This is a genomic window from Mucilaginibacter glaciei, assembly GCF_014773245.1.
Classification (GTDB): Bacteria; Bacteroidota; Bacteroidia; order Sphingobacteriales; family Sphingobacteriaceae; genus Mucilaginibacter; species Mucilaginibacter glaciei.
This window is the reverse complement of record NZ_JACWMX010000006.1, coordinates 116,236-138,930: the sequence shown is the minus strand read 5'-3', so window position 1 is coordinate 138,930 and position 22,695 is coordinate 116,236. Positions and strand designations below refer to the sequence as shown.

At 44.9% G+C, this 22,695-nt stretch carries 26 protein-coding genes; 13 read left to right on the top strand and 13 right to left on the bottom strand.

The annotated features are described in order from the left end of the window. Positions 1-35 precede the first annotated feature (35 nt). From IDJ76_RS15215 to IDJ76_RS15200, 4 genes are all read left to right on the top strand, one after another. Positions 36-1,286: a DUF2130 domain-containing protein gene (locus IDJ76_RS15215; RefSeq protein ID WP_191164202.1), complete on the top strand. Its 1,251-nt coding sequence runs from the start codon at positions 36-38 to the stop codon at positions 1,284-1,286. Positions 1,287-1,416: 130 nt separating this feature from the next. Then, positions 1,417-2,070 carry a response regulator transcription factor gene (locus IDJ76_RS15210; RefSeq protein WP_191164201.1) on the top strand — a complete coding sequence of 218 codons (654 nt, stop codon included), beginning with the start codon at positions 1,417-1,419 and terminating at the stop codon, positions 2,068-2,070. A 162-nt stretch (positions 2,071-2,232) separates the two neighbouring features. After that, positions 2,233-2,580: a single-stranded DNA-binding protein gene (gene ssb, locus IDJ76_RS15205; protein WP_191164200.1), complete on the top strand. Its 348-nt coding sequence runs from the start codon at positions 2,233-2,235 to the stop codon at positions 2,578-2,580. A gap of 141 nt (positions 2,581-2,721) precedes the next feature. Then, positions 2,722-3,786 (top strand): M20 family metallo-hydrolase, encoded by a 1,065-nt coding sequence (locus IDJ76_RS15200; protein ID WP_191164199.1) that lies wholly within the window; start codon positions 2,722-2,724, stop codon positions 3,784-3,786. 355 nt (positions 3,787-4,141) lie between these two features. On the opposite strand, the gene IDJ76_RS15195 is transcribed toward IDJ76_RS15200, so the two are convergent. Continuing rightward, the gene (locus IDJ76_RS15195; RefSeq protein WP_191164198.1) at positions 4,142-4,621 is read right to left on the bottom strand and encodes a hypothetical protein; all 480 of its coding nucleotides are present in this window, start codon (positions 4,619-4,621) and stop codon (positions 4,142-4,144) included. 191 nt (positions 4,622-4,812) lie between these two features. Here IDJ76_RS15195 and argH point away from each other — a divergent pair, with 191 nt between their 5' ends. The 3 genes from argH to IDJ76_RS15180 all read left to right on the top strand — a co-directional run bounded on the left by argH (position 4,813) and on the right by IDJ76_RS15180 (position 7,203). Next, complete coding sequence (gene argH, locus IDJ76_RS15190) at positions 4,813-6,162, top strand: argininosuccinate lyase (protein ID WP_191164197.1); 1,350 nt, start codon at positions 4,813-4,815, stop codon at positions 6,160-6,162. A gap of 77 nt (positions 6,163-6,239) precedes the next feature. Further along, complete coding sequence (locus IDJ76_RS15185; protein ID WP_191164196.1) at positions 6,240-6,440, top strand: YwbE family protein; 201 nt, start codon at positions 6,240-6,242, stop codon at positions 6,438-6,440. 73 nt (positions 6,441-6,513) lie between these two features. Next, positions 6,514-7,203, top strand: coding sequence for a DUF1345 domain-containing protein (locus IDJ76_RS15180; protein ID WP_191164195.1), 690 nt, complete (start codon positions 6,514-6,516; stop codon positions 7,201-7,203). A gap of 121 nt (positions 7,204-7,324) precedes the next feature. Here IDJ76_RS15180 and IDJ76_RS15175 read toward each other — a convergent pair whose 3' ends face one another. Next, positions 7,325-8,629, bottom strand: a complete 1,305-nt coding sequence (locus tag IDJ76_RS15175) for an MFS transporter (protein ID WP_191164194.1) — start codon at positions 8,627-8,629, stop codon at positions 7,325-7,327. 411 nt (positions 8,630-9,040) lie between these two features. Here IDJ76_RS15175 and IDJ76_RS15170 point away from each other — a divergent pair, with 411 nt between their 5' ends. Beyond that, the gene (locus IDJ76_RS15170; RefSeq protein WP_191164193.1) at positions 9,041-10,327 is read left to right on the top strand and encodes a DUF2851 family protein; all 1,287 of its coding nucleotides are present in this window, start codon (positions 9,041-9,043) and stop codon (positions 10,325-10,327) included. A 1-nt stretch (position 10,328) separates the two neighbouring features. Further along, positions 10,329-10,544 (top strand): PspC domain-containing protein, encoded by a 216-nt coding sequence (locus IDJ76_RS15165; protein WP_191164192.1) that lies wholly within the window; start codon positions 10,329-10,331, stop codon positions 10,542-10,544. Positions 10,545-10,678: 134 nt separating this feature from the next. Here IDJ76_RS15165 and IDJ76_RS15160 read toward each other — a convergent pair whose 3' ends face one another. From IDJ76_RS15160 to IDJ76_RS15130, 7 genes are all read right to left on the bottom strand, one after another. Next, complete coding sequence (locus tag IDJ76_RS15160) at positions 10,679-11,605, bottom strand: DUF72 domain-containing protein (protein ID WP_224746349.1); 927 nt, start codon at positions 11,603-11,605, stop codon at positions 10,679-10,681. A 112-nt stretch (positions 11,606-11,717) separates the two neighbouring features. Next, positions 11,718-12,482, bottom strand: coding sequence for an SDR family oxidoreductase (locus IDJ76_RS15155; RefSeq protein ID WP_191164191.1), 765 nt, complete (start codon positions 12,480-12,482; stop codon positions 11,718-11,720). A 206-nt stretch (positions 12,483-12,688) separates the two neighbouring features. Further along, the gene (locus tag IDJ76_RS15150) at positions 12,689-14,305 is read right to left on the bottom strand and encodes an amidase (RefSeq protein WP_191164190.1); all 1,617 of its coding nucleotides are present in this window, start codon (positions 14,303-14,305) and stop codon (positions 12,689-12,691) included. A gap of 54 nt (positions 14,306-14,359) precedes the next feature. Beyond that, entirely contained in the window at positions 14,360-14,866 is a 507-nt protein-coding gene (locus IDJ76_RS15145; RefSeq protein WP_191164189.1) for a hypothetical protein, read from the bottom strand. Then, on the bottom strand, positions 14,866-15,282 hold the full coding sequence (locus IDJ76_RS15140; protein WP_191164188.1) for a TQO small subunit DoxD: 417 nt from the start codon (positions 15,280-15,282) through the stop codon (positions 14,866-14,868). Before IDJ76_RS15140 ends, IDJ76_RS15145 begins: the two co-directional genes overlap by 1 nt. A gap of 34 nt (positions 15,283-15,316) precedes the next feature. After that, positions 15,317-15,817 carry a hypothetical protein gene (locus IDJ76_RS15135; protein ID WP_191164187.1) on the bottom strand — a complete coding sequence of 167 codons (501 nt, stop codon included), beginning with the start codon at positions 15,815-15,817 and terminating at the stop codon, positions 15,317-15,319. 40 nt (positions 15,818-15,857) lie between these two features. Continuing rightward, positions 15,858-17,150, bottom strand: a complete 1,293-nt coding sequence (locus IDJ76_RS15130; RefSeq protein WP_191164186.1) for an alkaline phosphatase family protein — start codon at positions 17,148-17,150, stop codon at positions 15,858-15,860. Positions 17,151-17,305: 155 nt separating this feature from the next. Here IDJ76_RS15130 and IDJ76_RS15125 point away from each other — a divergent pair, with 155 nt between their 5' ends. Both IDJ76_RS15125 and IDJ76_RS15120 read left to right on the top strand, forming a co-directional pair. Then, complete coding sequence (locus IDJ76_RS15125) at positions 17,306-17,764, top strand: hypothetical protein (RefSeq protein ID WP_191164185.1); 459 nt, start codon at positions 17,306-17,308, stop codon at positions 17,762-17,764. A gap of 66 nt (positions 17,765-17,830) precedes the next feature. Continuing rightward, positions 17,831-18,091, top strand: coding sequence for a DUF3072 domain-containing protein (locus tag IDJ76_RS15120; RefSeq protein ID WP_191164184.1), 261 nt, complete (start codon positions 17,831-17,833; stop codon positions 18,089-18,091). Here IDJ76_RS15120 and IDJ76_RS15115 read toward each other — a convergent pair. The 4 genes from IDJ76_RS15115 to IDJ76_RS15100 all read right to left on the bottom strand — a co-directional run bounded on the left by IDJ76_RS15115 (position 18,085) and on the right by IDJ76_RS15100 (position 20,171). Continuing rightward, positions 18,085-18,507 (bottom strand): BLUF domain-containing protein, encoded by a 423-nt coding sequence (locus tag IDJ76_RS15115; protein ID WP_191164183.1) that lies wholly within the window; start codon positions 18,505-18,507, stop codon positions 18,085-18,087. The genes IDJ76_RS15120 and IDJ76_RS15115 overlap by 7 nt on opposite strands. 135 nt (positions 18,508-18,642) lie before the next feature. Continuing rightward, positions 18,643-19,035: a BLUF domain-containing protein gene (locus IDJ76_RS15110; RefSeq protein WP_191164182.1), complete on the bottom strand. Its 393-nt coding sequence runs from the start codon at positions 19,033-19,035 to the stop codon at positions 18,643-18,645. An 84-nt stretch (positions 19,036-19,119) separates the two neighbouring features. Then, complete coding sequence (locus IDJ76_RS15105) at positions 19,120-19,881, bottom strand: MBL fold metallo-hydrolase (protein ID WP_191164181.1); 762 nt, start codon at positions 19,879-19,881, stop codon at positions 19,120-19,122. Continuing rightward, on the bottom strand, positions 19,878-20,171 hold the full coding sequence (locus tag IDJ76_RS15100) for a hypothetical protein (RefSeq protein ID WP_224746348.1): 294 nt from the start codon (positions 20,169-20,171) through the stop codon (positions 19,878-19,880). The genes IDJ76_RS15105 and IDJ76_RS15100 overlap by 4 nt, the downstream gene beginning before the upstream one ends. Before the next feature lie 159 nt (positions 20,172-20,330). On the opposite strand from IDJ76_RS15100, the gene IDJ76_RS15095 reads away from it, so the two are divergent. Together IDJ76_RS15095 and IDJ76_RS15090 are read left to right on the top strand one after the other, a co-directional pair. After that, positions 20,331-21,464, top strand: coding sequence for an acyltransferase family protein (locus IDJ76_RS15095; RefSeq protein ID WP_191164180.1), 1,134 nt, complete (start codon positions 20,331-20,333; stop codon positions 21,462-21,464). Positions 21,465-21,600: 136 nt separating this feature from the next. Then, positions 21,601-22,650, top strand: a complete 1,050-nt coding sequence (locus IDJ76_RS15090) for a polysaccharide deacetylase family protein (protein WP_191164179.1) — start codon at positions 21,601-21,603, stop codon at positions 22,648-22,650. Positions 22,651-22,695: the final 45 nt, after the last annotated feature.

Here is a 22,695-nt window from a genome sequence, read left to right as displayed (position 1 = left end):
GCTTTTCCTATCTTTGATTTTCTCTAATTATTATTATGGCTACAGAAGTTAAGTGCCCAAGCTGCGGACATGGTTTCCCTATTGAGGAGGTTATGGCCGAGGAATATAAGCAGCAGCTAAGGCTGAAGATGCAGGATTATACCCGCCAGAAAGAAGACGAATACCGCCGCAAGGATGACGAATTTTCTGCCCGCGAAAAGCAGCAGCAGGACGCCTTTGAGCAAAAACTGGCGGCTGAAAAGAAGACCTTACAATTGTCGCTTGAAGAGAACCTCCGCAAATCTATCGCATCCGATTTTGAGAACCAGTTGCTGATGCTGCAAAGCTCGGTAAATGCCAGTGCCGAAAAATTAAAGGAGTCTCGCCAGAAAGAACTGGAGTTTATGCAGCGCGAGCAATCCCTTAAACAAAAAGAGGAGGAGATGGAGATAGCCATGCAGCGCAAACTGCAGGAGCAACGTATCGAAATAGGCGAGCAGATCCGTAAGCAGGAAATAGAAAAGTACAGCATCAAAGATACCGAGCATCAGCTAAAGGTTAAGGAGATGGAGAAGCAACTGGAAGACCAGAAAAAACTGGTGGATGAGATGAAACGCCGCGCCGAGCAGGGGTCTATGCAATTACAGGGCGAGGTGCAGGAACTGATATTGGAAGAGCAGCTGCGTACTTACTTCCCGTTTGATCTCATCAGCGAGGTGGGCAAGGGCGTACGCGGGGCCGATTGTGTGCAAACCGTACGAAATCAGTTTGGGCAGGAGTGCGGCCGCATCATTTATGAAAGTAAGCGTACATCGGCCTTTGGGGGCGACTGGATAGAGAAGTTGAAGAAGGATATGCGGGCATCTAATGTAGATGTAGCTGTTATAGTAACCCAATGCTATCCAAAAGGAATGGATTGCTTTGGCGAAAAGGACGGTGTTTGGATCTGTAGTTTTGATGAGGTAAAGGCGGTATCGTACATCCTGCGGGATGGGGTGCTTAAACTGGCCGCGTTGGCCAAATCACAGGATAATAAGGGCGATAAGATGCACCTGCTGTATGATTACCTAACCAGCAGCGAATTTTCTGAACAATGGAAGGCCATCCGTGAAGGATATATGAGCATGCGCATCTCGATCCAGAAAGAGCGAGACGCGATGGAGAAAATGTGGAAGGCGCGCGAAAAACAACTGGAAAAGGTTTTACTGAATGCCGCCCACATCAAGGGCTCGATAGAAGGTATTGCCGGTAACGATATGATCCAACTCAGTTTGGGTGACGAGGACGACGCATTATTGTTAGAATAAACCGCCTCATTTTAAGCTAACTGCAATTTTATACTGTTAATACAAACCATTATATGTAGATTTATTTTTTTGCTACTCACCCATATACTTCCCGGTCAGTTTTCATAAACTCATTTTTAACATTCCTGTAATGATTAAAGTTTTATTGGCCGAAGACCATAACATGGTTCGTGATGGTATTAGGTCATTGTTAGAAAAAGAAGAAGACATACAAGTTTTAGCCGAAGCCTCTAATGGTAAGGAAGTATTGAAATTTCTGAAGGATGGTTTAAAACCCGATATCATCCTCACCGCTATCAACATGCCGCAAATGAGCGGCGTAGAAGTTATTATCCGGCTCAAACAAACCTATCCCAATGTCAAGGTTATAGTGCTGACCATGCTTGACGACGAAAAGCATGTTGTGCAGGCATTTAAAGCGGGTGCTACAGGTTACATTCTCAAAAGTGCCAACGCTACAGAACTTACCTTCGGCATCCGCCATGTAATCAGCACGGGCGAGCGTTTCATTTGTACCGAACTATCATTAAAATTATTGGATAAACTGGTGCGCATCCATGACCATAGTTTTGAAGTAAATGCTGAAGAGATAGACATTTCAGAACGTGAGGTAGAAGTGCTAAACCTGATAGCTGCAGGCCTTACCAACCAGGAAGCGGCAGAAAAGCTGCAAACCAGTAAACGAACTATAGAAAGCCATCGTAAAAGCCTCACTGATAAAACGGGTACCCGCAACACGGCCGCCCTGGTACGTTATGCCATCCTAAATGGTATTATATCTTAATAGGATATTACACTGTTTTTTAATTACGTAGTAATTAATTAAAAGTTGTAATAGTATAAATACGAATAGTTCATGTGTTAATATTCTATATTTGAGTATTTGTACTGACTGATATTGAATCGGAATAAACAAATTTTGCAGCATATTCATCTTGCACGATTTATGCTCAGCAACACAGGTATTAACAAGGTCATTCTATTAGGTCAGGTTACTAACGATCCGCACTCAGGTATTTTAGGAAAATTAAAGTTTAGCTGTTTTACGATAGTTACCAACGAGGTGATTAAAAAGGGTACGGAAAATACAGAACACAACGAGTACCATAACATAAGGGTACCCGAAAAGTTAATGGAGCAAGAGAGTTTGCAAATTGCGATTGGGCAAACCCTGTACATTGAAGGTAAGATCCAAATGAGTTCTTTTGTAGATGAAACAAGAGTGAAAAGGTATCTATCGGATATTGTAGCCAACAAGGTTGAGATCATTAATTTTGTGATGGTTAATGCTTAAGCAGATCTGTGGATTTAAATAGTTATAAAAAGAGCCGCTTCACGCGGCTCTTTTTGCTTTATGACGATATCGCCCAATTGCACCCTTATATAAAAAACTGTAATTTTACCGTTTTATCATTAGGGTGTATACCCGTAACCTATGGCAGATATAAAAGCATTATCGCAACTGGCTTTACAGCTATTACAGCAATTAATTTCTATACCATCTTTTAGTAAAGAGGAAGACCGCACCGCCGATCTGATCGAACAGCTTTTGCAGCAGCACGGCGTTATTACGCATCGCAAACTCAATAACATCTGGGCATGGAACAAGCATTTTGATGCTGCCAAGCCAACTATATTGCTCAACTCACACCACGATACGGTTAAGCCCAATTCCGGCTACACCCGCGACCCTTATGATGCCAAAACAGAAGACGGCAAATTATTCGGCTTAGGTAGTAATGATGCCGGGGGCTGCCTGGTATCGCTGATAGCCGTATTCCTTTATTACTTTGAGCAAGAAAACTTAAAATATAATTTTTGCCTGGCTACCACCGCCGAAGAGGAAATCTCCGGCGTAAATGGCCTGGAATTAATTATTCCAGATTTAGGTAAACTCGATTTCGGCATAGTAGGCGAACCTACTTTGATGGACCTGGCCATTGCCGAACGTGGTTTAATGGTCTTAGATTGTACTGCGCATGGCCGCGCCGGCCATGCAGCCCGGGAAGAAGGTGATAACGCTATTTACAAAGCCCTGGCAGATATAGAATGGTTTCGCAATTTTAAATTCCCAAAAGAGTCGGAAGTATTTGGGCCGATTAAAATGTCGGTAACCATCATTAACGCCGGCTCGCAGCATAACGTAGTACCCGCTACTTGCACCTTTACGGTAGATGTACGTGTTACTGATGCTTACCGCAACGAAGAAGTGTTGGAGATTATCCGCGAGCATGTAAGTTGTGATGTAAAGCCACGCGGCATCCGCTTAAAACCATCGTCGATAGTTAAAAACCATCCCTTTGTACAGGCAGGCGTAGGCCTGGGCCGCAAAACATACGGCTCGCCAACTACTTCAGACCAGTCGTTATTAGACATTCCATCTATTAAAGTTGGCCCCGGCGACAGCGCCCGCTCACACATGGCGGATGAGTTTATTTATGTAGAGGAGATTGCCCAGGGAATCGAATTATATGTGCAGATGCTGAGTAAGATCGTGTAAAGCAAAGCCTAATTTCATAGTCATTTCGAGGGAAGCGCAGCGACGAGAAATCTTCTTCGTTGTACTTGTTGATAGGCAAAGTCATAGACCTTTCAATGCAACAGGATTTTTTAACTTCGTTCAAGAGATAGTTCTCCTCGCCATCGCTGGTTCGAAACGACAGTTGTCTTATAAAAGCCTCATTGTCATTTCGAGGGAAGCGCAGCGACGAGAAATCTTCTTCGATTTGCTTTTGGGCTAAGCATAGTCCGTTACATATTTATCTAAGAGGATTTCTCCTCGCTATCGCTCGTTCGAAATGACAGTTATTTTAATAATCGCTCTATCGGGGCTATCTCTTTTGCTCCGGCAGGAACTATCCATCCAATCTGCGGTTTTTAAATAAACCACCTATAACATTAAGCAGTAAAATTAATTGCCCGGCAAGGGGTATAGCGATTAACGTTGCATAGATCAAGTTCCAATTAACGCTGCTTTCTTTCTTGGTAAACGTAAAATATCTTGTTGGCAGCGCCTCTTGCGGTGTATAGAAACCTAATATAATTAACAGAGCAATCAGCGGTAAAATTGAAAGGAGGATATGCGCCCACGTTAACCTGATTGAAAGTAATACGCGATTGCTAAGCAGGTAAATTATCCAGATGATAAGTAAGATCAAGGCGAGGAGGCGGCAAATAACAGCGATGGTGATAACAAAATAAGTATCACGCAAATTGACGTCGACAGTTTTGTGTGGTGAAATAAACGAAGCGATAAAGAATACTGCAGCCATTAACAAAAACAATCCAAATGGTTGGGTTTTCAGGTTAATAAAGCGCAGTTGTGTATTGGGCATAGGGTTAAATTTAAAACAAATAAAGATAACAGATTCTGTTCCTATCGCTACTGGCATATTGTTAAGCTATTATGAACATACTGTAACGGTTGTGCCCCATCGGGGCAACCGCTTTGTAGCACCAAACAACCCCCTGATTTTTGCTCCGTTAGGAGCTACCCATCTACCCCATTTAATTTTATATTTGCAGCATGAGCAAGCTTTGGCAAAAAACCACAAACGTTGATGCACTGGTAGAAAATTTTACGGTGGGCCGCGACCGTGAGCTGGACAGGCAAATGGCCGCCTTTGATGTGCTTGGTTCACTGGCGCACACTACCATGCTGCAATCTATCGGTTTAATGGATGCCGCCGACCTTGCCCTGGTTCAACGCGAATTGAAAGCCATCTACGCAGATATAGAAAAGGGTAATTTTACCATTGAAGATGGGGTAGAGGATGTACACTCGCAGGTAGAGATGTTGCTTACCCAGCGCATTGGCGATGCCGGTAAAAAGATCCATAGCGGCCGCTCCCGTAACGACCAGGTACTGGTAGATCTGAAACTCTTCTTCCGCTATCAGCTACAGCAGGTAGTGGAGCAAACTGATAAACTATTCCGCCATCTAATTGAACTGAGCGAAGAACATAAAAACGTTTTATTGCCGGGCTATACGCATTTGCAGGTGGCTATGCCCTCCTCATTCGGCTTATGGTTTGGTGCGTATGCCGAAGGATTGGTTGACGACCTGGAGATGGTGCTTGCCGCCTGGAAGATCACCAATAAAAATCCTTTAGGTTCGGCAGCCGGTTATGGCTCGTCGTTCCCGCTTAACCGCACCATGACCACGCAATTGCTGGGTTTCGAGAGCCTGAACCATAATGTGGTTTACGCACAGATGGGCCGTGGAAAAACAGAACGGATCATTGCGCAGGCCTTATCATCTATTGCAGCTACGCTGGCCAAAATGGCGATGGATCAATGCCTTTACCTGAGCCAGAATTTTGCCTTTGTAAGCTACCCCGAAAACCTCACTACCGGCAGCAGTATTATGCCGCATAAAAAAAACCCGGACGTTTGGGAAATTATGCGTGGTAAGTGCAACCGACTGCAAGCATTGCCAAACGATGTGGCTATGATGACCACTAACCTGCCATCGGGCTATCACCGCGAATTGCAATTGCTTAAAGAGTTATTGTTCCCTGCGTTTACGGATCTGATAGATTGCCTGCAGATGGCCACCTTTATGCTGCAAAACATCAGCGTAAACAAAAATATATTGGACGACCCTAAATACGCCTACCTGTTTAGCGTAGAAGAAGTGAACAAATCGGTATTGAATGGTACGCCGTTCCGCGATGCTTATAAACAAGTTGGGCTGGCAATAGAGCAGGGCAATTTTTACCCCGATAAAAATATCAGCCATACCCACGAAGGCAGCATAGGCAACCTGCAAAATGCAGAGATAACCGCAGCGATGAACAAAGTGATCGGCAGCTTCGACTTTAAAAAGGTGGAGCATGCGATAGAAGAGTTAGTCGGTAAGTCCGAAAGTCGGTAAGTCCGAAAAGCAAACACAAAATTATAAATGTAATCTTCCGGACTTTCCGTCTTCAGACGTCCGGACTCCATAAAATCATGAACGGACAAAACAGAGCAGACATATACCCCGGTTTGGAGGTAGATATCATACTGAAGAAAGATCAGCGCAGCGGTAAATTAACGCGGGGCTTTGTAAAAGATTTGCTAACCAGCAGCTCTTTTCATTCCCGCGGAATTAAGGTACGTTTGGAAGACGGCCAGGTAGGCCGTGTTGCCGAGATAGTTGAAGAAGATTAATTGGTCTATAAGCTATAGTCGATATTAAAACAAATACCATGGTCTGTTGTCTATCGACCAAGTACTTATAAAAATGAAACCAGTAGCCGACCCTAAAAAGCATTTTTTCTTCCGGATGGAGGCGCACACACGCTTTACGATAGCGTTGGTTGTAGCAGCCGTCACTTTTGTTTTGAACAGGCATATGCAATCTATACCTGCGCTTGCATTAGTTACCTGGATAGGCTTTTCTTTAACCATCATCATTTTAAGTTGGATAGTGATCCTGTGGGCGCACCCAAAGGATATCCGTAAAATTGCCAGTCTGGAAGATTCCAGCCGTTATTTGATCACCTTGTTTGTACTCACAGCTTCGCTGGTAAGTTTGCTGGCTATTTTTCTGCTGCTTAAATCATCCAAAGGGGAATCGGAGGAGAAAGTGGCTGGTTACGTTATCCTGGCCATGGGGGCGGTTATTACATCCTGGTGGATGGTGCATACCATTTATACGATGCGCTATGCACACTTATATTATAGCGTAGATAAAGGCAACCGCAAATTTGCTGGTGGTTTGGAATTCCCCGGTGATGACAAAGAGCCCGACTATATGGATTTTGTTTACTTCTCGTTCGTGTTGGGGATGACGTTCCAGGTATCAGATGTCGAGATCTCTTCTAAACAGATCCGCCGCATTGCCTGGGCGCACGGGCTCATTTCCTTCGCGTTCAATACCGCTATTGTGGCGTTGAGTATCAATATCATATCTGGGCTGGTATCGAAATAGTCGTGAGATCAAATAAAACATGTCATTGCGAGCGATAGCGTGGCAATCTCAGAGGACAAGCGGATATGCTAAGATTGCCACGCCGTTATCACTCCTCGCAATAACACAGAAATAAAATATTCTACTCTCCCTCTATCTTCGAATGCTTCTGCGTATCAATTATGGTAGTGTAAACTAGTAACGATATGGCTATGCAGCCCGTTACGTACCAATAAAACCATTCTTCGTGGCCGTTTTGCTTAAATAGCAACGCAAGGTATTCTGCCGAGCCGCCAAATGCCGATACCGCGATGGCATAGGGGAAACCCACGCCCAAAGCCCTGATATGAGCCGGGAAGAGTTCGGCTTTTACCACCGCATTGATAGAGGTATAGTTACTTATGATGAGCAGCGCCAGCATGATAAGCCCGAAGGCCACCCAGAAGTTATGTGTTGCGCTTAAATAGGTAAGGATAGGGATAGTAGTCAGTGTGCCCAGGATGCCGAATACTTTGAGCATCGGCTTGCGGCCTACCTTGTCCGAAAGGAGGCCGTACAATGGCTGGATGAGCATAAAAACAACAAGAGTGAGCGTTGATATCAGTGTGGCTTCGTTCTTGCTGAAACCGTTGGTATTCACCAAAAACTTTTGCATGTAGGTAGTAAACGTATAAAACGCAACCGTACCGCCAATAGTTAATCCGATAACAGTCAGTACCGCTTTAGGGTGCTCGGCCAGTGCCTTTAGTGAGCCGCGGGCACTGTGATGGGTATCGCCCTTTTTATCCAGGTCGACAGACTCCTGTAGGCTCCTCCTCAAATACATCACGATAATGGCCAGTGCCGCGCCAATGCCGAAGGGGATGCGCCAGCCCCAGCTGTACAATTGCGTTTCTGTCAGGAATACGCGCTGTAATAATATCAGCACCGCTAATGCAAGCAACTGCCCCATAATCAGCGTAACATATTGGAAGCTGGAATAAAAACCGCGGTTTTTTTTGGTGGCCATTTCGCTGAGGTAGGTAGCGCTGGTGCCGTATTCGCCGCCAACGCTTAAACCCTGTACAATTCGCGCCAGCACCAGCAGGATAGGGGCGGCAATGCCGATGTGTTTAAAATCGGGCGTGATGCAAATGATCAACGAGCCGGCACTCATCAGCAAAACGGAAAAAGTCAAAGCCTTTTTGCGCCCGTGTTTATCGGCAAATGTCCCCATTAGCCAGCCGCCAATGGGCCGCATTAAAAAGCCTATGGCAAAGATGCCCGCCGTATTCAACAGTTGCGCGGTAGGGTTGCTCTTCGGGAAGAATGCCCCGGCAAAGTATAGCGAAAAGGCCGAGTAAACATACCAGTCGTACCACTCTACCAAATTCCCTAACGACCCGCCAACAATCGACCATACACGGCTTTGGGTGGTTTGGGTTTCGGCGATGTTGGAAATGGTCATGGATAGTGGATTGGAGTCAGCAAGATAGGTAAATTTGTAGAGGTTTGGTAAAGCAGGTAGGCGAGCTTGACAGACGGAACGATTAGCTCATAAATCCGGCATAGCGTAACACACGGTTATCACAGGCACTGAAAACTCACTTACTTTCAAAGAGTGTTACCAAGCCGGCAGTTTTCTTTGGTTCGTTTCTTTTTTGCGGAAAAAGAACGGCGAAGCCCTCTTGTGTACCTAATAGAAAAATTAAAACACGAAAAAATGAACATCCACTGACTGTTTAAATAGCAAAACCATTACTAACGGAGCACTAATCAAATCGGGGATTGCTTCGTACGTCGCAACGACGCGCTTAAACGAACTGCAATAATTTTTATTAGCTATTTGTTTTAGTCCCATTCTTCCCTAACTTACATCATGCTTTTCACCGAAGATTTTTTGCACTACGTATGGAAGTTTCGCCTGTTCGACAGGCTGAACCTGCAAACTACCGAGGGCGAAGAGTTGGAGGTTTACTCGGCAGGATTGCATAACACCCATGCCGGGCCCGATTTCCAGAATGCCCGCATCCGGATAGGCGAGACCACCTGGGCGGGGAATGCCGAGCTGCATTTATCATCATCCGACTGGCAGCGCCACGGCCACACTACAGATAATGCTTACGATAATGTGATCCTGCATGTGGTTTACCGCGATGACGAGCCGCTGATCCGTAAGGATGGCAAACGTGTACCCACGCTGGAATTGAAAGACCGTATTAACCCCGACCTGTATAATCGTTACCATAACCTGGTATTCGGGACGCAAACCATTATCCCCTGCGAAGCCAGCATCGCAAAAGTAGATGGCCTTACGATGGAAAATTGGCTCACCCGGATCTTGGTAGAGCGTTTAGAGAAAAGGTCGGAGACAGTCATCGCCGCCCTCAACCAAAACCGAGGTGATTGGGAAGAAACTTTTTACCAATTCCTGGCGGCTAATTTCGGGTTCAAAACGAATGCATTGCCTTTCGAGCTGATGGCCAAATCGTTGCCGCAAAGTATTTTGGGTAAACATAAAAACAGCCCGATGCAGATAGAGGCACTGATATTTGGGCAGGCAGGTTTTTTGAATGAAGACTTTGCCGATGAATATCCGCAGAAGCTAAAAAACGAGTATGAGTTCCTACAGAAAAAGTTTAGCCTTACACCGATAGAGAACCACCTTTGGAAGTTCCTGCGGATGAGGCCGCAGAACTTCCCAACTATCCGGCTGGCGCAGTTTGCTGCTTTGGTGGTACAGAGCAACCATTTGTTCAGTAAGATACTCGAAACGAAAGAAGTAAAACAATTGCGCGATCTATTTAGCAATTTACAGGTAAACCCTTACTGGGAAACACATTACAGGTTTGATAAGGAGTCAAAACCTGCGGGCAAACATTTAGGTGCCTCGTCAGTTGACACTATATTGCTGAATACGGTTGCATTGTTTCTTTTTAGTTATGGCCGGCACCTGCAACAACAATATTTTATAAGCCGTGCGTTAAAGTTGTTAGAAAATATTCCGGGCGAGCAAAATAATATAACCGCAGATTTTGCTAACTTAGGACTGAAAATAAACACAGCCTTTGAATCGCAGGCTTTGTTGGAGCTAAAAAATAACTACTGCGATCATAAGAAATGCCTGCAATGTGGCGTTGGAATTAAAATACTAAAACCCGCTTGATATGTTACAACGGATCTTCACCTTTTTTGAGCGTTACTCTTTTGGGGTATGCACTTACCTTGGCGAGCGTTTTAATATCTCGATCTCCAAAATCCGCTTGTTTTTTATTTATACCTCGTTTTTAGCAGTCGGCTTCCCGCTGATATTTTACTTCTTTGCAGGCATAGTGCTCGATCTGAGGAACTACATTAAGCGCCAGCATACTTATTACAGGTAATTAGAAGTATCATTCAAATTGTCATTTCGAACGAGGAACGAGGAGAAATCCTCTTCCAGAGCAATATCTACACCTTTCATTCACAGAGGATTTCTCGTCGCTACGCTTCCCTCGAAATGACAGCGTGAGTCATTTTATCCAAACAAATCCTTTTGCTTACCAATAAATTGCGGGCGGTGTACGTTGATATTTAGCTTCTTATTTAGTTGTTCAATCACATAGTCGCATAACTCGGGCGAGTAGCGTTCATCGTGCTGGTGCATAAAAAACCATAAGTTTTGCAAGCCCATATCCTTCCATTCCACAATTTTATCCACCCACTCGTCACACCTCACATAATCGGTAGGGTGCAAGCCGTTACCAACAAAGCGGATAAATGCGCTTGGGGTGGGCAGCATCATGTGTACCACATCCCTCCGGCCCGACGCATCGGTAATGATTGAGCCGATATTGAGGCGTTTAAAAAGATTAAAAGCAGCTTCCTTATTTTCGGGAACAGCAAACCAATCTTTATGCCTTAACTCCACATATACGGGCACATCGGTAGGCAATTTCTCAAGGTAGGCGGTCAGTTCGGGCAGGCTTTTGAGTGTAAAATTATCGCTCAACTGCAAAAACAAAGGCCCCAGCTTTTCGCCGAACGCCATGATGCCCTCATAATACTGAGTAGTAATGTCATCTGCATTTTTTAACCTGCGGATGTGGCTGATACTTTGCGAAAATTTAGGGCAAAATTTAAAGTCGGGATTGGTATCTGCCTTCAGTTTCCATTTGGCAATGGTTTCCGGGCCGTAGACCTGGTAAAACGTGGCATTTAACTCAATGCAGTTAAAATGCTTCACGTACTCATCCAAAAAGTTGGCGTCTTTGGTTTTTAGCGGATAAATCTGGCCCACCCATTCCTTACGGCCCCATTTGGCACAACCTACATGCACCTGCAAAGGCTTGTTTTTATCGGCAGCAGCGAGGGTGTCTATAGTAAATTGAGGGTTAGCAGGTAAGCGGAAATCTACACTGCTTATTTGCTCATCGGGTACACGGCCAAATTCCATAATGATCATTTAAAACATTGCAAGTTACCGTTTATCGGCGCTTTTTTAAATTACCCTGGCAATAAAATCAAAAAAGGAGGGGTAGTTATAGCAACATCCCTCTTTTTAAATTCGGTTGGTACTACAAGAACATACCGCCCGAAGCTTCGATGCGTTGCGCGTTGATCCAGCGGGCATCTTCGCTGCATAAAAAGGCAATCACACCGCCTATATCATCCGGCTGGCCCGGGCGGCCTAAAGCGGTGATTGACGAGATAAAATCATGCATGCCGGGGTGGCTATCGAACGCCCTTTTGGTAAAGTCGGTTTCGATAATGCCGGGTGCAACCAGGTTTGCCGCAATGCCCCGGCTACCTAATTCTTTAGCCAGATATTTGGTAAATACCTCGATAGCGCCCTTCATAGACGCATAAGCCGCATAACCCGGCGTAGCAAAACGGGTTAAACCTGTTGACAGGTTGATGATGCGGCCACCATCGGCAATGGTGGTGAGCAGGGTTTGGGTTAAAAAGTAGACGCCTTTAAAATGTACGTTAAAAAGGTTATCAAAATCTTCTTCGGTAGTTTGGGCAAATGGCGATGCGGCATCTATACCGGCATTGTTGATCAGGAAGTCGAAAGTATCCCTGTTCCATTTTTGCTTTAATACTGCTGTTAATTCATCTTTAAACGCCGCGAAAGTTGATACTACGCCGGTATCTAACTGTAAAGTAGCAGCGCGTAAGCCTAATGATTCAATTTCTTTTACTACCTCGTCTGCCTCTTCCTTTTTACTGCGGTAAGTGATAATCACATCATTACCCTTATGTGCTAATTTTAACGCGGCGTTTCTACCAAGGCCCCTGCTGCTGCCTGTTATCAATGCAATTTTGTTTGTCGGTTCCATTTTTTGTTTGTTTTAGATGATGGTACAAAGGTGCATCATCAAGCTGCTCAAAAAATGGTATCAACATCGGATAAAATGGTGTCACCTTCGGAATGTGAGGAGGGTGTTAAACTATGTCATTGCGAGGAAGCGTAGCGATGTGGAAATCTCAGCATGCCCGCTTGTCCTCTGAGGTTGCCGCGCTATCGCTCGCAATGACACATTTACTACGCAAATAGCCCCGTCTTAAATTCCGGCTTTAAACGTTTCTTAGAAGCCTGTTCGTAAGCGTATCCTATTTTGATCAGTTCGCCCTCACTCCAGGCGGTGCTGAAGAAGGAGAGGCCCATCGGCAAATCGTGCCAGGCACCCATCGGTACAGTAATGTGCGGGTAACCAGCCATTGCGGCGGGGGTAGAGAAAGAGAAACCGTTGTCATAATCGCCGTTGATGAGGTCGATACATACCGCAAAGCCATTGGTTGGCCCGGCTATGGCGTCCAGCTTATTATTTTTCAGGATTTTATCGATAGCCGCGCGGCTAACACCAGTCGATTTTTTTAATGCGTCCAGGTACTCTTTGCTGTTCAGGTCGCCTTTGGTTTGGGCGAGTTCCAGCGTTTCCTGTTTAAAAAACGGCATGGCCTTGTCTTCATTCGCTTTATTGTAGGCAATCACATCTTCCAAGTTTTTTACTTTGGCGCCTGCTGTGCTAAGGTATTGGTTCAGCCCATCCTTAAACTCGTAAAGCAGCACCAAAAACTCTGATCCGCCGGCTTCCTTCATTAACTTTGATAATTCTACTTCTACTACCTCTGCACCTTGTTTTTTAAGCGTTGCAATAGCGTCCTGCATTAATTTTTCGGTGCCTGCATTGGGGTGTTCTAATTTTTCAACGCCGATGCGCTTACCTTTCAAGCCGTTTGCATCTAAAAATTTGGTGTAGTCTTTTTCAGCTTTGCTGGTTAGGGTGTAGCTGTCCTTCGGGTCGATGCCGGCTAAAGCGGTAAGTAGTATGGCCGCATCTTTTACGGTGCGGGTCATCGGCCCGGCGGTATCCTGTGTTTTGGAGATGGGGATGATTCCTGTTCGGCTCAATAAGCCTACAGTAGGTTTAATGCCCACCAAACCGTTTACCGACGATGGTGAAACAACCGACCCATCCGTTTCGGTACCAATGCCTATGGCGCACAGGTTAGCGGCCACAGCTGATCCCGTTCCCGCGCTCGATCCGCTTGGATTCCTGTCCAACACATACGGGTTTTTGGTTTGCAGCCCGCGGCTGCTCCAGCCGCTGGTGGAGCGTGATGAACGGAAGTTGGCCCACTCGCTCAGGTTGGTTTTACCTAAAATTACGGCACCAGCTGCGCGGAGTTTATGCACAATAAAAGCATCCTGCTTGGCAAAATGATCACCTAAAGCTAAGGAGCCAGCGGTGGTATGCATGTTATCGCCGGTATCAATGTTGTCTTTGATCAGTACCGGAATGCCGTGTAACGGGCCGCGGATCTTTCTAGCCTTACGTTCCTTATCCATGGCATCGGCCATATCTAAGGCGCTTTTATTCAGTTCGATAACCGCGTTAAGCTTTGGGCCGGCTTTGTCAATGGACTCAATTCTTTTTAAGTATCGCTCGGTTATGGCTCGGGACGTGTGTGTGCCATCCTTCATCATTTTCTGCAGACTGTCAACCGTGGCTTCGTTCAGCTCAAAATCGTCTATGGTGTTTCCGTTGGCGTCGGTTTTGTTTTCTGCCGATGGTGTGCTGCATGATGTTGCCGTTACCAGTGTAGTTAAGGTTAACCCGGCTAATGATCCTGTTTTTAAAAAGTTTCTGCGTTGCATAAAAGAGGCTGATAAAATTTACCCCAATTTAATAAAATATCAGTCGGTTATTACTTAGTCGTCAAAATAAACCGGTTTTGGCGATTCGGGTATCACCAATTCATTATTAAAATCAGGCAGCAGTTTATGCAGGATGTTTGGCGGCATGCTGCCCACATCTAAAAATTTCCATTTTTTGCCTTTATCATCGCTTACGCCCAGCAAATACGATTGGCCTGCGTAATGGCCTTTAGGCATTTTAAAGATGATGTATTCGGGGATGAGGCAATGGATCTGGCTCCCCGCCTTGTAGAATTTACCCGGCGAGCCTACAGTGCCGTCAAAACGGGTGACGCCGCGTTTGCGCAGGGTTTCTATTTTATCTGTAATGAGTTTCTGCATAAGCTCGGGCCCGCCGGACAGGTCTATCAATACCGGATAAGTAAGTTCGATTACCGTTTTATGGTCGCCGTCAAATGTTGCCACGGCATAGCGCATGGCTTGTTTTTTAAACGCAGTAGTATCTTGGGCCAAAAGCTGAAAAGGCAGGAGCAGGCACATTAAAACACGATTGATCCTCATTAAACTAAATTAGATTTATTCCCGGTGATCAGTTGATCAACTGAGTACCTGTTATGATCGGCAAATAAATAGAGCAAGGCAAAATAAGCTCCATAAATTATCTGGGTAAATACAGCATCCCACTTTTCGAGCATGGTTGATCCGAAAATTAAACTGAGTACAATAGCCACACCCAGTATGTTCGCAAAGCGGGTAAATAAACCTAAGATCAGCAAGATGCCGGTAAGCAGTTCCAAAAATGGCAGTACGATGCTGTAAGGATATACTAACGCATGCGGCAGCATGGTATTTGTAAATTGTTTTTCGATGCCCGCACTGAATTTAACTAACTTAGGTATCCGTACTAAACCATGTCCAAGCATACTCATGGCTATGGGCATGCGGGCAAGTAAGTAGGCTATATTGGTGTTCCTCATTCTTCGTTAACAATGTAAATACGCCGATGTTTAGTTAAAAACCCGGCGTTTTTGGTTCGGGGATCTTTAGATCTTTATTAAAGTTTGGGAAGATCTTCGGTATGGCTTGGATGGTGTTTTTGTTAAGATCCAGGAAGGTCCAGTTCTTTCCGCCATCGCGGCTTACAGCCAGCAGGTTGCTATTACCTACAATGCTGGATGTTGCAGTGGCCACTCTGATGCTTTGCGGCACCAGGCAATGAATTTCGCTACCAGCCTTGTAAAACTTGCCCGGCTCACCAACGGCTGCGCTTTTTATGGACATACCGCCCGCTTTCATCTGGTTCATACCTGCAGTTAGCAGTTGTACCAACTTTTGTTTACCACCCGACATTTCGATCACTTTGGGGTAAGTGTAATTTACTACCGTATTATAGTCGCTAGCCATGATCGCGTTTACAACTATGTTCGCCTGCTTTTTTAGTGCCACCTTGCTCTGCGCAAAAAGGCTTACAGGCAGCATCAGCAGTATGAATATTTTGATAGATAATTTCATGTTCTTTTTTTTAAATACTCTTTGTACTTTTTAACTAAAATTATCGCTTTTTTAAGAGAATTTCATCTGCTAATTTTTTAGTGCCGTCTACCTTATCATCCGGGTTTATTTTAAGCCCGAGAATACTACTGACCATGTTAAAAACATCCACATTTTGAAAAGCCGGGATGGTCAGTCCCTTTTTAAACGCCGGCCCCCAGGCATAGAACGTGGCGTGCATGTCTTTAACTAAAGTAGGGTCGTAACCGTGCCAGCCGGGATTAATGGTTTTACGGTTGCTCAGGTTAAATACCTTTGGCCAAGCCGGTATCAGCAAGATGTCGCCAATACGATTGTGCCAATCGTCTGCCGCACCGTAATGCAACCGGGCAGGTACGTTGGTTTTCAAATAAACCTGATAATCTTTAGCCTCCTTCTTCAATTCTTCATAAGTGCTTTGTATAGATGTTTTGTCCTTCGCGTATAACTCCACTAAAATACCGTCGCCGGAGATGGTGAATTTTGAGGTATCGATAGCTGCCGGAATTTTGATCTGTTCTTTGGTGTCAACCTTCGTCATCCCGTGGTCTGATACGAACACAAAGTTTACATCAAGCCCGGTAGTTTTAACGGCTCTGGTTAGCTCGTTTACAGCCGAATCTACAAAATGAACCTCATGCGCGACTTCCGGCGACTCCGGCGTAAATAAATGCCCGGCATGGTCTACCTGCGGGAAATAAAAGGTGATGAGATGGGGGCGTTCTGCTTCGGGTAGTTTCAGCCAGTCAACCACAGCGGCAATCCGGTCATGAATCGCTATTTTTTCGTTATAAATATAGGAGTAAGTAGGGCGGATACCTTCAATGGCCGATTCGGACGCTACCCAGTAAAAACTGGCGGACAGCATTTGCTGTTTCTCGGCCAGTACCCAAAGCGGGCTGCCGCCGTACCAGGTGCCATCGGCAACTTTCTTTTTATTGCCCATGCTGTAAAAATCTTTTCGGTCGCGGTCATAAAAAGTATTGTTTACCAGGCCCGAGTGCGATGGATACAGGCCGGTTACCATCGCGTAATGGTTAGGGAACGTTACCGATGGGTAAGAAGGCAGCATAGAGGTAGCCGCCACGCCTGTTTTACGTAGGCGGATCAGGTTGTCTGCATGGTATTTATCTGCATAATCCCAACGGAAACCATCGGCCGAGATTAAAATAACGTACGGCTTTTTTTGCTGGGCGGGGCTGTTTTTGCGGTTGGGTTCTACTTTTTGTGTGGTATCAATTACCGGCATCGCTATCTGGCCAAAGCTGTTTAGGCAGGCCAGCGCAAGAAATATCAGGAGGCTATACTTTTTCATGCTATGTGTTAAGTGGTAAAAATATGCAATTTAAGGTTAAGCAAAGGGTAGCGCAGTGTAAAATGTTCGTGTAATTCTCGCAATAATCTTACAATAAAAGGTGGTTTGAGATAGGGGCAAATGCCTACCTTGTATGACCATTAAAAAGCAATTTGATGTTTACGGATAAATTAATATTTGTTGGGATAATAGCGGCTTTGGCCCTGGCATCATGCAGCCGGCCACAAAATATCTACACCAGCGAATGCTCTGAAGGGGTTATCTACAAAAAGATTACTTTTTCGCATTTGGTAGATAGCCTTAAATATTATGACAAGCAATATGTTGAGGTTACCGGTAAGTATGTGGAGGGTAAGCAACTATCGGCATTGGTAAACGACAGCACCTTTGCCGAACATAGTAACCGCCGGTCTGTATGGGTGAATTTTTCGCAGGATTGTGCACTGGTGTTGCCAGGCACTAATACTGGTCTTTTTCAGTTCGGAGATGGTAACTTTTCCAAGATCAATAACCGTTTGCTCACCATCCGCGGCAGGGTAGATAAGCACCAGAAAGGCCCGGGCAAAGATTACCGTGGCGCCATCGATATGGTAAGCTACGTCAGGATTTATTGAAATAACTAATTTTATTAGCAAACAATTTAATTGATATGATGGTTACTATCATACAAATTAAATATTATGACTGAAGAAAATAAAGATCAGGAGCTGTTTGATGATGCAGCAGATCAAAATGAAATTAAAGGCTCAAACATGGTAAAGGATCCGGATGAATGGACAACCGGCGATGAGCCCATGACGGGCGCACAACATTCCTACCTCACCACATTATCTGCCGAAGCGGGGGAGGAGTTTGATGAAACCCTGAGCAAGGCCGATGCATCTAAAAAGATTGACGAACTGCAACATAAAACCGGCAGAGGATTGGATAACGATCAGTAACTGATATTAAGCTGATTGCTTTCGAAAAAAGCTTTGATGGTGGCAACAGACGCACTGTTGCTGCCATTATTATCCCAATTACCCGGTGGCCGCAAGTAGCCTAACAGGTTTGCTGCTTCCTGTTCTTCCAAAGATGAAAACCCCATTAACCAATCTGCAAAGCTACGGTGATTGATAGGGCCATCGATAAGTTTGATAATGTTTTTATGCCTGTTATCAGTAATTATCTGGCCGAAAATATGATCTACCTCGTTGTCGTCGCCTTCCAATACTTGTATAAATGTGCCTTCGGCATAGAGTAATATACCTGATATATTGTGTGTTTGGTTATACAAACGTGAGGTTACCAAAATTTCCATTAAAATATCTTTGGGCAATGGCTTGATAGCGGTACTTACGTAGACAATATTTTTCATCAGAGGGGCAATTTTATTATTTATATACACCCTACGAATTAACTTAATAAGTTATGAATAAATTAAATTGTTGTTATTGCTTTGACAATTAAAAGATATTTTTTAATTAATAGATAATTTCGAGTTTATTGCGTTCTATAAAAGTTTTGAGCATAGCCGCGCCGTACTGTCGCCATTATCTAAATTTAACTTATTGCCCGGCATAAGGTAACCTGACAGGTCTATTGCCTGTGATAAGGATACGGATGTAAAGCCCGAAGACCAGTTTGCAAACTCCCTTTGATTTATCGGCTCGTCTGCCAGTGTTACTAAATTTTTATGCCGCGGGTCTTTCGCAATTATATTAAATATTTTATCCACGTCGTCTTCGGCACCTTCTAAAACCTGTAAAAAAGTACCCTCGCTGTAAAGTAAAATACCCGACACATTCCTGAACGCGTTGTTTTTACAGGCAACCGTTAACAGGTCTGTTAACGGTTGGTCGGTCATTAATTCAACGGCGGTACTTAGGTATACAATGGGTTTCATGAGGCAACAATAGGTTGCCGCAATTTACCGGTTTGCGCCGCTTGTAAAAATAAAACCGTTAAATAAACAATTTGGGAATGCTTTTTAGATGGTGATCTGCAGTCCGTCGTAAGCCAGTTCTATCCCGGCGGGCAGTTCTTTTGAAACGTCGGCATGTTTGCCCAGGCGGTGGCTGATGTGGGTAAAATAGGTTGTTTCGGCACCGATATCCTGTGCAAAAGCAATGGCTTCGGCCAGCGTAAAATGCGAAATATGCTTATCTTTTTGCAGGGCGTTAATCACCAGTATTTTTGTCCCGCGGATCTTTTCCTTTTCATCGACAGAAACTGTCTTGGCATCGGTGATATAAGTGAAATCTTTTATTCGGAAACCCAGCACCGGCAATTTATAATGCATCACCTGGATAGGCGTAAAGTGCACGCTGCCCACAACAAAGGGTGTTAAGCTAATGGTGTTTAAGTTTATTTGCGGGATACCCGGGATGCCCTTATCGTCAAAAATGTAAGGGAATTCGCGGCGCAGGGCTTTTTGAACGCGCTCATCTGCATAAATATCAACCGGGCCGTTTTGCTTGTAATTAAACGCGCGGATATCATCCATCCCGGCAACATGATCTTTATGCTCATGGGTAAACACAATGGCATCCAGGTGCTGCACGTTAGCCCTCAGCATCTGGTACCTGAAATCGGGCCCCGAATCAACCACAATGGTTTTATCATCAGCCTCTATCAGTATTGAAGAGCGCAAGCGTTTATCATGCGTATCGGCAGATAAACAAACTTCACAATTATCACCTATAACGGGTACGCCTTGCGACGTGCCTGTACCTAAAAAAGTAATGATCACAGCTGCAGTTGGGTTTGTTTTATCTGGTGCAAAAATGCAGCCTGTTTTTCATCAAGCAGTTTATAATCTATCTCTAATGTGCGGGCAAGGTCGGCTACTGATGCAATTTTACTATCCAGGTTGGCGAATTTATTTACTACAACCACACGGCTGCTTTGCAGCAGGCAGGCCCCTGTTTTAAAATTACCTTTCTCATACCTTACGCGGTAACCGGCTGTTTTTAACAGCAATTCCAGTTTTTCAAGCGTATGGGCGGTCATGGTAAGCATCAAGTTCAAAATTAAAAACATTTAGGCATTTAAAAGGGTGATTTAGCAAATTGATTTGGAATAAAACGCCTTTATATACTTATTAAATTAATTTAATAACCTTAATAGCGCTGTATTAATTGCCGTGATAAATTTATATATTGTACCCATAATCCTGAGTACCATTAACCTTTATTGACTATGCCCCAAAAGCCCGAACGGTTCCTTTCGCTGGATGTTTTCCGCGGCATGACCATTTGTTTCATGATCATTGTAAACACACCCGGCAGCGGGGCACACCCCTTCGCACCTTTAGAACATGCGGCCTGGTTTGGCTTTACCCCAACCGACCTGGTGTTCCCATCGTTTTTGTTCGCGGTAGGTAACGCCATGAGTTTTACCAGCAAAAAGTTTGACAGCTTAAGCACTGGCGCGGTGTTGGCGAAAATATTTAAGCGGGCGATATTGATATTCCTGATCGGTTACCTGATGTACTGGTTCCCGTTTGCCGATCTGCATGAAGGGCACTGGGTTTTAAGGCCCATCAGCGGTACACGTATCATGGGCGTGCTGCAACGCATTGCGCTATGCTACCTGTTTGCATCGCTTATTGTATACTTCATCAAATCGGCACGTACCATCATAGCACTGAGCATATTGATGCTGGTGGGTTATCAGGTAATATTACTGGTTTACGGTGATCCGGCGGCTCCCTATGACATGCTGACCAATGCAGGTACTTATCTGGATAAATACCTTTTGGGCGACGGCCACCTGTACCATGGCGAACATGTTGCTTTTGACCCGGAGGGTATTTTGAGCACGCTGCCCGCGATTGTGAACGTTATTTGCGGCTACTTTGCCGGTAAATACATCCAGGAAAAGGGCAAGGGCTTTGAAACCATTGCCAAAATGTTGTTAACGGGCTGCCTGTTCCTGTTCATTGCCTGGTGCTGGAATATGACTTTCCCGATGGGTAAAAAATTATGGTCGAGCCCGTTTACTTTGCATACGGTTGGGTTAGACCTCATCATCTTATCTGCCCTAATCTACGCCGTAGAGATCCAAAAATGGAACGGCTGGAACTGGACGGCATTCTTCACTACCGTAGGTAAAAACCCACTGGCCATCTACATCCTGTCGGAGATATTGATCATCGCTTTCTGGATGATCCCGGTAGGCAAACACAACTTTTTCGACTGGATCAACAGTACGGTTTACCAGGTGATAGCACCGGGGGCGATAGGTTCATTACTATTCGCGATCAGTTACATGCTGATATGCTGGTGTGTGGGTAAAGTATTGGATCAGAACAAGATCTATATAAGGGTGTAATTGTCTTTATGTCTCGCAAAGGCGCGAAGACGCTAAGAAAAAAAATTGCGTCTTTGCGTGAGAATACATCTGCGTTTGTATCGCATGACAAGGCTCAGAAAAAAAATGCGTCTTTGCGAATAATATAATTATCGAAATGAAAAAACTAACGCTCCTCACCATCGCGCTTTGCGCCGCCATAGTCACCAACGCCCAAACCTATGCCGAAAAACTGGGCTGGCCTAAAGGCGCAAGGGTAATAATCCTGCATGTAGATGATGCGGGTATGTCGCATGAATCTAATCTTGGGGTAGAGAACGCAACCAGCGCAGGTGTGGCTAATTCAACCAGCGTGATGATGCCCTGCTCGTGGGTGCCGGAGTTTAAAGCTTACTTGGATAAACACCCAACGCTGGACGCTGGCTTGCACTTAACGCTCACCTCCGAATGGGATAACTACCGCTGGGGGCCGCTTGCCGGTAAAAACCAGGTGCCGGGTTTGGTTGATAAGCAGGGGGCAATGTACGCCTCGGTAGGGGCGGTATACTTTTCGGCCAAGCCGGATGAAATAGACAAGGAAATCCGTGCGCAGTACGACAGGGCTATTGCGATGGGTTTTGTACCTACGCATCTCGATTCGCACATGGGGACACTTTTCGCTAAAGACGCCTTTATGGAAAAGTACCTGCAATTGGGGATCGAAAAGAAAGTACCCGTAATGTTCCCCGGTGGGGATGATCTTTTTTATCGTGCCGAAGCAAAGGCCGCAACTATCGCTGAGCTAATAAAACAAGGAAAATATATAGAGGGAATGACCATACCCGAACCTGCGCCTTTAGTAAAGGCAAAAGCCGTTGGCGAAATGTTGTGGAAGAATGGCCTGCCGGTTTTAGATGACCTGCACAACAGCAGTTACGACTGGAATATGCCGGATATCGCGCACAAAACTGATCAGCAGATTCAAAAATGGTATACCGACCATTATATTGAAAGTATCGGCCGCCTCTCACCCGGGTTAACCATGGTAATTATGCATTGTACCGATCCATCGCCAAATTTTGACCAGATCTCCGACACCGGCAAGAAACGTAAAGGCGACCTGCTGGCCATGACCGACCCGCGCTTGAAAGCGTTTCTAAAACAAAAAGGTTTTATCCTCACTACCTGGAGGGAAGTGATGGAACGTAGAATGAAAGTGAAAGAGTAAGCAGATATTTAAAATTATTTGTCGCTGGCTTAATCTTTGCATCAT